8 protein-coding genes are annotated in these 8,118 nt (G+C 63.3%); 6 read left to right on the top strand and 2 right to left on the bottom strand.

Going from position 1 to position 8,118, the window contains the following annotated elements; genetic code table 11:
• Nucleotides 1-2: 2 nt before the first annotated feature.
• The 6 genes from AB0T83_RS10910 (at nucleotide 3) to AB0T83_RS10885 (ending at nucleotide 5,692) form a co-directional block, all read left to right on the top strand.
• Entirely contained in the window at nucleotides 3-155 is a 153-nt protein-coding gene (locus tag AB0T83_RS10910; protein ID WP_366193068.1) for an ATP-binding protein, read from the top strand.
• A gap of 503 nt (nucleotides 156-658) precedes the next feature.
• A complete protein-coding gene (locus tag AB0T83_RS10905; RefSeq protein WP_366193064.1) occupies nucleotides 659-1,501 on the top strand; it encodes a tripartite tricarboxylate transporter substrate binding protein in 843 nt (280 codons plus the stop codon).
• A gap of 59 nt (nucleotides 1,502-1,560) precedes the next feature.
• Nucleotides 1,561-2,043: a tripartite tricarboxylate transporter TctB family protein gene (locus tag AB0T83_RS10900; RefSeq protein ID WP_366193063.1), complete on the top strand. Its 483-nt coding sequence runs from the start codon at nucleotides 1,561-1,563 to the stop codon at nucleotides 2,041-2,043.
• A gap of 3 nt (nucleotides 2,044-2,046) precedes the next feature.
• On the top strand, nucleotides 2,047-3,531 hold the full coding sequence (locus AB0T83_RS10895) for a tripartite tricarboxylate transporter permease (RefSeq protein WP_366193062.1): 1,485 nt from the start codon (nucleotides 2,047-2,049) through the stop codon (nucleotides 3,529-3,531).
• The gene (locus AB0T83_RS10890) at nucleotides 3,528-4,226 is read left to right on the top strand and encodes a FadR/GntR family transcriptional regulator (RefSeq protein ID WP_366193061.1); all 699 of its coding nucleotides are present in this window, start codon (nucleotides 3,528-3,530) and stop codon (nucleotides 4,224-4,226) included. The genes AB0T83_RS10895 and AB0T83_RS10890 overlap by 4 nt, the downstream gene beginning before the upstream one ends.
• Nucleotides 4,227-4,240: 14 nt before the next feature.
• Nucleotides 4,241-5,692 carry a sulfatase family protein gene (locus AB0T83_RS10885; RefSeq protein WP_366193060.1) on the top strand — a complete coding sequence of 484 codons (1,452 nt, stop codon included), beginning with the start codon at nucleotides 4,241-4,243 and terminating at the stop codon, nucleotides 5,690-5,692.
• A 111-nt stretch (nucleotides 5,693-5,803) separates the two neighbouring features.
• Here the strand turns inward: AB0T83_RS10885 and AB0T83_RS10880 are convergent, their stop codons facing one another.
• Nucleotides 5,804-6,598, bottom strand: a complete 795-nt coding sequence (locus AB0T83_RS10880) for a patatin-like phospholipase family protein (RefSeq protein WP_366193059.1) — start codon at nucleotides 6,596-6,598, stop codon at nucleotides 5,804-5,806.
• A gap of 134 nt (nucleotides 6,599-6,732) precedes the next feature.
• A complete protein-coding gene (locus tag AB0T83_RS10875; protein ID WP_366193058.1) occupies nucleotides 6,733-8,094 on the bottom strand; it encodes an arylsulfotransferase family protein in 1,362 nt (453 codons plus the stop codon).
• Nucleotides 8,095-8,118 lie beyond the last annotated feature (24 nt).

Here is an 8,118-nt window from a genome sequence, read left to right as displayed (position 1 = left end):
CGATGACCCTGGAGTCCGGCGAACGGGTCTCGGTCTTCGGTGACGCCAGGATGACAACCGCGCTTCCGGATCGCGCAGCCCATCCCTGCGCAATCATCGAGACAGGCAACACGTCACACCGGTTCGCACAGAGCAAGCGCCGCAGAAAAACATGAACGCCGTGCAAGCAAAGCCCCCAGACGGACTCGCCATTTGAAGAGCCGACCGCCCGGGCGCTTCGCGCCACAAGGCGCGGGTCAAGTTCAATCGCCGAAACCGGGCCAGTTTTGAACGATCATTGACACGCCAACGGCAGGACATGGTTTATCTGGCCCACATCCGAACCGCCTCCGCCCTTTCGAACGACATCTATGACAAGCAAGGTCACGGCGTCGGTGAGCGTTTTGCCCCCCTGCGTCCCAAGTCTCAAGCCCCAAGGCAGTGACATTCTGTGCAAATCCGGATTGGTCTAGACAATATGGCGTATCTGCCATATTGGTTGGTCCAATACCAAGAAGAACACCATAAACTCCTGGGAGGACACCAAATGAACTGCTTTATTCGCAGGGCTGTTGCCAGCATGGCCCTCGGCGCGGCCGCGCTACTGTCTCCGGTTGGTCCAATTGGTCTAACCAATGCGGGAGCGCAGGAGTTCCCTGCAAAGCCCGTCGAAGTCATCGTGCCCTTCAAGCCAGGTGGCCGGACCGACACGGTCGCACGACTGGTGGGAGAGAAGATCCAGGAGGACGGCCTGCTGCCGCAACCCTTTGTCGTGGTGAATGCCGATGGTGGCGCAGGTGCAAATGCGGTGAACCGCATGCAACGCGGCGATGACGACGGTCACACCATCATCCACTGGCATCACCAGGCGCTGATCGCCATGGCGATGAACCTGGGCGACTTCTCCCTCGATGACTTCAAGGCCATCGGCTACACCGGCGGCGGCAGCCCGGTCTGGGTGGTCAGTGCCGACAGCGAGTTCCAGACCCTCGACGAGCTGATCGCGCACCTTAAGGCCAACCCCCGCAGCCTGGTCGAGGCTGTTGGCATCGGCACGATCCCGCATTTCGTCGGCGCCATGCTGGCTAGCGAAGGTGGGTTTGAGACCCGCTATGTCACCGCCAACTCCGGCGCCGACCGCCTGCGCCTCATTCTCGGCGGTAACGCCGATATCGCGCTGTTCGCCGCGTCCGAATACCTGGCCCAAGGCGAAGGGCTCAGACCGCTGGTCTACTTCGGCAAGGAACGCCTGCCGGCCCTGCCCGATGTGCCCACCGCGCTGGAGCTTGGCTATGACGTGTCCTGGGCCAACCCCAACTGGTGGCTCGCCCCGGCATCGACGCCGGATGAGAATATCGCCATCCTTGCCGAGGCGCTGGAGACCGTGATCAACGATCCGGACATCGTGGAGTATTTCAACAACAACACGCTTCAGCCCTATTGGACACCGGGCGATGAAGCTTTCGAGGACGCGCAAAAGCAACTTGAGGCGCTCTCTGCCGTGGCCGCGACCATCAACTGATCAGCAGGGCGGGCCCCTTCGGCCCGCCCTTTCGGATATTCACAACAGGACGCGCAGGCATGGACGACAGAACACGGGCGACATTGGCCGACCTTGCGCTTGCGGGTCTAACCTTCTCCGGGGCTGCCGTGCTGCTGGTCGGCGCGGCGTCCCTGCCGCCGCCGCGGTTCGAGCCCCTTGGCTCTGCCGCCCTGCCCCGCATTCTCGGCAGCATCCTTTTCCTCTTTGCCGCGATCATCGCCATCACCGCGATCCGGCGCGCAAGCAACGGCAAGCCCGCGCCCACAGCCAAGGCAACCGTCCCGAAAGCGGACCCGAAACGCGGTGCCCTCGTGCTGGCCGCGCTCATCATCTATGCCTTTATGCTGGACGTGCTGCGCGTGCCCTTTCTTGTCGCCACGCCCCTGTTCGTCACCGCCACCGGTCTGTCCATCGGGGCCCGCAGTTGGCGCAATCTTGCCGCCTTCGCGGTTTTGGGCCTGATCCTGGCCGGGGGCATTTCCGTTGTGCTGGAGCGTTTCCTCTACGTGCGGATCGGCTGACCCATGATTGACGCGTTTCTTCTTCTGTTCGCGCCGACGAACCTGCTGTTCCTGTTCATCGGCACGTCGCTTGGCATCGTGGTTGGTGCCATCCCCGGCCTGACCGCCACCATGCTGATCGCCCTGACGCTGCCATTGACCTTCAACATGGAACCGGTCAGCGCCGTGACCCTGCTGATCGGGGAATACGTCGGCGGTATTTCGGGCGGGCTGATCATGGCGATCCTGCTGCGGATGCCGGGAACCCCTGCCTCTATCGTGACGACCTTCGACGGCTATCCGATGGCGCAAAGCGGCCGCGCCGAACGGGCGCTGGCGCTGGGGATCATGGCCTCCGTCGTCGGCGGGATCATCTCGTGGGGGTTTCTGGCCGGCATGTCGCCCGCGCTGGCGCGCTTTGCCCTGAAGTTCGGCCCGTGGGAGTATTTCACCCTGGTTCTCATGGCGCTGGTGATGCTTGCGGTGCTGTCGCAAGGCTCGATCGTCAAGGGGTTGCTGGGGGCAGCACTTGGCATGGCCTTCGCGCTGCCCGGCATCGACAATTCGATCGGCCAGGCCCGCCTGACCTTCGGGTCCGACGCCATGCTGTCGGGCTTCGGCCTGCTGCCGGTGCTGATCGGCGCGTTTGCCATCAGTCAGATCCTGCGCGACAGCGCCACGCCGCAGAACATTGGCAAGATGGAACTGCCAAAGCGCCACCTGCCAATCTACCGGCGCGACATTGCCTATGCGCCGGGCCTGCTGCGCGGATCGGTGATCGGCACCTGGATCGGGCTGCTGCCAGGGATCGGCGGCAATATCGCCGCGTTGGTGTCCTATTCGACCGAGAAGCAGATTTCGCGCGAGCCCGAAAAATTCGGCACCGGCCACGAACCCGGCGTGATCGCCGCGGAAAGCGCCAACAACGCGGCCATCGGAGGTGCCCTGATCCCGCTGATCACCATGGGTATTCCGGGCAGCGTGACCGAGGCCATCCTGATCGGCGCCCTGACCATCCACAACCTGCAACCCGGCCCGCTGCTGTTCCAGAACGCCCCGGAAATCGCCTATGGCATCATCGCGGCCTACCTTGTGGCCAATGTGCTGATGCTGATGCTGATGTGGGGGCTTGTGCGCTATATCGCCCAGATCGTCCGCCTGCCGCGCTCCGGACTGATGGCGGGCATCCTGGTGTTCTGCGTCACCGGCTCCTATGCGGTCAATTCCAGCTTCACCGACGTCTGGGTGATGATCGGCTTCGGGGTCATCGGACTGGGGCTGGAATACTGCCGCGTCCCGCTCGGGCCCTTCGTGATCGGCTTCGTGCTCAGCCCCATTGCCGAAGAACAGCTTCGGGCCTCGCTGATGATGTCGGACGGCGATTTCACCGAGATCCTGTACCGCCCCTACGCACTTGTCTTCCTTGCGTTGGCCGCTCTGACGGTTGCCTGGCCCGCCATCGCCCGCCGCATCGGTGCGCGGGGCGCGCTGCGAAAGGATATCCCATGAACCTGCTGGACCTGCCATTGGGCAGCCGCCGCTATCTGGATATTGCCCGACAACTGGCGGCAGGTATCGAAAGCGGCCGGTACCGCGCGGGCGAGCGCCTGCCCCCCGAACGCGAATTGGCCCAGACACTGGATGTCAGCCGGACCACCGTCCGCGAGGCGCTGCTGGCACTGGAAATCATGCGCTATATCGAGATCCGCGTCGGGTCCGGCGTGTTCGTTCTGGACCTTGCCCATCGCTCACGATCCGATCCGGGCGAACCCCAGGGCGCCTCTCCTTCGGATGTGCTGGCCTCGCGCCGCCTTGTCGAGGCAGAGACCGCCGCCCTTGCGGCCCAACAGGTCACCGAGCCCCAGATCGCCGCCATGCACATCACCATCGACGAGATGGCGGCCACCGTCGACGATGTGGCGCGGTTCGACGCGGCCGATGCGCAGTTCCATTCGCTGATTGCCGGGGCCGCCGGGAATGACGTGCTGGCCGGGATCGTCACGCAGCTGTGGCGCATGCGCGAAAGCGACATGTGGGCCTTCTGGTATGACCAGACCCGCAGCGTGGCCAACCGCCAACGCTCGGTCGAGGATCACAGGACCATCCTGCGCGCCATCGAACGCGGCCTGCCCGATGCCGCGCGCACAGCGATGCAGGCGCATCTCGATGTGCTCGCGGACCGCTTTTACCAACTGAAACTTTGAAAGTGACGCCTGACATGACCGATGCTCCCGACATTGTCTTCATCATCACCGATCAGCAGCGGTACGACACGATTGCCACGCTCGGGGCGTCGCACATGGACACGCCGAACATCGACAGATTGGCCAGGACGGGCGTGAATTTCAGCCAATGCCACGTCACGGCACCGTCGTGCGTGCCCTGCCGGGCCAGCCTGTTCACCGGCTATTACCCCCATACCAACGGCGTCCTTGCCAATGGCCAGCCGTGGAGCAGGACCTGGGTCTCGGACCTTGCCAATGCCGGCTACCACTGTGTCAACATCGGCAAGATGCACACCATTCCATATGATGCCAAGGCGGGCTTTCACGAACGCTATGTGGTCGAGAACAAGGACCGCTACATGGAGGGGCGCTGGTTCTTCGACGAATGGGACAAGGCGCTTGCCAGTCACGGCCTGAAGAAGCAGCAACGCGAAGAATACCGCAAGCGCGACGATTATCGCGACCGACTGGGGGCGTTCACATGGGATCTGGCGCCCAAGCTGCAATCGGACAACTTCGTTGGCGATACCGCCTGCTGGTGGCTGGAGACCAAACCGGTGGAAAAACCGCTGTTTCTGGTGGTCGGATTTCCCGGCCCGCACCCGCCCTATGACCCAACGCCCGAGCTGGCGCAGAAATACATGGACCGCGATGTGCCGGTGCCCGACGTCAGCGACGCGGAACTGGCCGATCTCGCGGGCCCTTGGGTCGAAAAGCGCCAGCATGACGTGGATGTAGATCACGACAGTGTCGCCTGGAAGCTTGACCCCACGCCCGAGGAATTGCACAGGATGCGGGCCTATTACTATGCCAATGTCGAAATGATCGACACGCAAGTCGGCCGCATTCTGGACAGGCTGGAGGCGCGTGGAAACATGGACAACACGATTGTCATCTTCACGTCGGATCACGGAGACAATCTGGGCGATCATGGCCTGGTCCAGAAATGGGCCCCCTACGAAGAGGTCACCCGCGTCCCCCTGATCATTTCCGCACCGAACCGTTTCAAGGCCGGACAGGTGGATGCCCTTGTGCAGCTTTTCGATCTCGGGCCCACCATTCTGGAATGGGCGGGGGTGACACCGGACCCGACCTATGAGGCGATCTCACTCAATCCCGCATTGCAGGGGGAGACTTTCGCCGGGCGCGATCACGTGTTCTGCGAGCAGGCGGGCGATGTGAACATGACCGGTGCGAGCTTCCTGACCATGGTCCGCTCGCCGACGCACAAGCTGGTACACTTTCGAAACAGTGACGAGGGGCAGCTTTTCGACCTGACCAGCGCGGCCGGTGAAACGAAGAACCTGTGGGATGATCCCGGCGCGGCCGAGGTCAAACAGGCCCTACTGCAACGGATGCTGGAGTTTCATATCGAAAGCACAATGCACACCCGCAACGCCCGCCGCCTGATCGTCTCGCCCGCCGGTGCGGAAGCCTTGCAATAGCAGCCTTGGCAGCGCCCCCCCGTCGACCGGACCCAGGGCAGGTACAGGGTCCGGCACCGTCCTAGGCGGTGAGGCGGATGGCCCCAAAACAGCGACCGCCCCCTTGTGGGATCACGACATCGCTCGTTCCAGCGCCCGCTTCATCGCGTCCTTGTCGGCACTTGCAACTTCAAGTATCTCGGCGGCCTTGCGGAACGCCAGCGGCGGGAAGGCGCTCGCCTTCGGCTCGATCAACAGGGCGCCGGGCCGGTCTTCGAGTTGTTGCTTCAGCATGCGGTGCATCATGATCCGCATCGCCCCGACCGCAGCCTCCATGGGACCGGGAACCTCGGTGCTTTCGCGGGCCGCAACGCTGGCCACGTCCACCGCAAGAACCAGATCCGCTTCCGGCAATGCATCCAACGGCAGGTTGTTGGTCACACCTCCGTCCATCAGCACGCGCCCCTCCAGCAACGAGGGCCGGAACACGCCGGGGATCGCGATCGACGCGGCCAGCGCCGGCTTCAAAGGCCCCTTGCGCAGGAACACCGTTTCACGGGCATGAAAATCCGTGGCCACCGCCGTGAAAGGGATCCCGAGCGATTCAAACCGTTCGGGCATGGTCGGCGGCAGCGCGATCTGGACGGCGTGATGCGCGTTCAGCGCGCCGGGCACGAACGGAAACCGGCCCGGCCGCGAGGCCAGAAACCGCTTCATCTCGCGCGCCGGGTTCTCGGCGATGCTCAAAATCCACGCCCGGATATCGCGTCCGGTCATCCCGGCGGCATAGCCTGCCCCGATCAGTGCGCCCATCGAGGTTCCGGAAATCGCGATGGGACGCAGGCCCAACTCGTCCACGACTTCCAGCACCGGCACATGCCCGATCCCCGCAGCACCCCCGCCGCTGAGTGCAATCGCAAGCCTCATCCCCGCGGGCCGCGCATCCGGCGCCAATCGCGCGACGCCCGTACAAAAGCCATCCTGTCAAATCCCCTGCGAAAATCCGATGCGGGACCCTAAAGCGGGCGCATGCGCTTGCCCAGCCCCGCGTCAGCCCGGTGTCATCCCTGGCAATCGGCGGCCCGGATCGCCGCGACAGCGCGCGCGCCATCGGCGCGGCTCATGTAGCGGGTCCAGCCCAGGAAATAGACCAGACCATCCTCGGCCCGGTTGACATATTCGACCACCACTTGCCCCTCGGGATCCAGGACCACCAGCCGCCCCTGCGAGGTTTCCTCGACCATCACGAAGCCGCCCGGCAGACGTTCGAACAACCCGCCGAACAGGGCTTTCACCTCGTGCTCGGCCAGCGCCTGATCATGCGGGCCGCTGACGCTGTCAGTCTCGAAATCGTAGTAGCTGATCTTGTTGGCATCGCGCACATGGGCGCGGCCGGAGGTGTTGATCACATCGTTGTTGAAGATGGCAATGGTGTGGTCGTCCACGATATCCACATCGTGCTGCGCCCGCCACGGACCCTGACGCAGCCAGATGATCTCGTCGGTTTCGGGGCGGAACTGCATCACCACCGAGGACTCCCGGAAGCTGAGGAACACATCCCCGCGCTTCCAGTAGGGTCCGTCCTCGAATACAGGCTGCACATCGTTCAGATGCATCGGGTTGTCGTTGTTCTTGCTCACCTCGAAGACCAGATGCTCGTGGCCGTGCTCAAGCAGGACATCACCGATGGAACGGCTGTAAAGGACTTCTCCGTCTGCGCTGATCTGCGCGATGGCCACATTGCTGAAGCTGTCGTTGACCTTGTAGTCCGCTTCCAGCGGCAGCTTGTCGGGCAGCCAGAAATGCCCATCCGGCCCGCGCTCGAGCGCGTGGTGATAGTAGCCGCGCTTGCTGCGCCAGACCAGATCGCCGCAAGGGCTCAGGCGCACCAGCGGAGAGTGATGATCCTTGATGAGCACGTCGCCGTTATCGAGCATATAGGGATGGATGGCGCGGAACCGCTTGGGGATATGCGCGGTTGCGATGTCGTTCTCGATTTCCGGTGTCCAGCCGGCGAAGAACTCTTCCGGGCGGGTCACCAGCCGGTGTTCGGTGGTGCCGGATTTCAGATCCACCAGTTCCACCACATGGCGTTCGACCGAGCGGTCATAACGGCTGAGCAGGACGAAGCCGTCGGGCCGTTCTTCCGGGGTCGACTGGTCGAAGTTCCAGCCCGCCCGACCCTTGAAGCGATGCGGATCCCGGACCGACATCCAGTTGTCTTCCTGCGCGCTCAACACGTCCTGAAGCTCGGCGGGTGTCGAAGCAAGCTGGTAGGCGACTTTTCCGAAGGCTCCGAACCGGTTGTGTCCCAGCATCTCGTTGCGGACCGCGGCGCCGAACACGATCGCGCCAATTGCGGCAAGCAGGAGCAGAAGCAGAACAAACCAGAGCTCAACTTTCTTGAAAAAAAATCGTTCCATCAGGGCAAAAACTCACACAGCGAT

It is taken from the genome of Meridianimarinicoccus marinus (assembly GCF_040689105.1).
Classification (GTDB): domain Bacteria; phylum Pseudomonadota; class Alphaproteobacteria; order Rhodobacterales; family Rhodobacteraceae; genus Meridianimarinicoccus; species Meridianimarinicoccus marinus.
This window is presented reverse-complemented; position numbering and strand designations above follow the sequence as displayed.

Coding starts and splice junctions, on each gene's coding strand:
- AB0T83_RS10875 (WP_366193058.1), bottom strand. CDS start 8,094: ATGGAACGATTTTTTTTCAAGAAAGTTGAGCTCTGGTTTGTTCTGCTT.
- AB0T83_RS10890 (WP_366193061.1), top strand. CDS start 3,528: ATGAACCTGCTGGACCTGCCATTGGGCAGCCGCCGCTATCTGGATATT.
- AB0T83_RS10895 (WP_366193062.1), top strand. CDS start 2,047: ATGATTGACGCGTTTCTTCTTCTGTTCGCGCCGACGAACCTGCTGTTC.
- AB0T83_RS10910 (WP_366193068.1), top strand. CDS start 3: ATGACCCTGGAGTCCGGCGAACGGGTCTCGGTCTTCGGTGACGCCAGG.
- AB0T83_RS10885 (WP_366193060.1), top strand. CDS start 4,241: ATGACCGATGCTCCCGACATTGTCTTCATCATCACCGATCAGCAGCGG.
- AB0T83_RS10880 (WP_366193059.1), bottom strand. CDS start 6,598: ATGAGGCTTGCGATTGCACTCAGCGGCGGGGGTGCTGCGGGGATCGGG.
- AB0T83_RS10900 (WP_366193063.1), top strand. CDS start 1,561: ATGGACGACAGAACACGGGCGACATTGGCCGACCTTGCGCTTGCGGGT.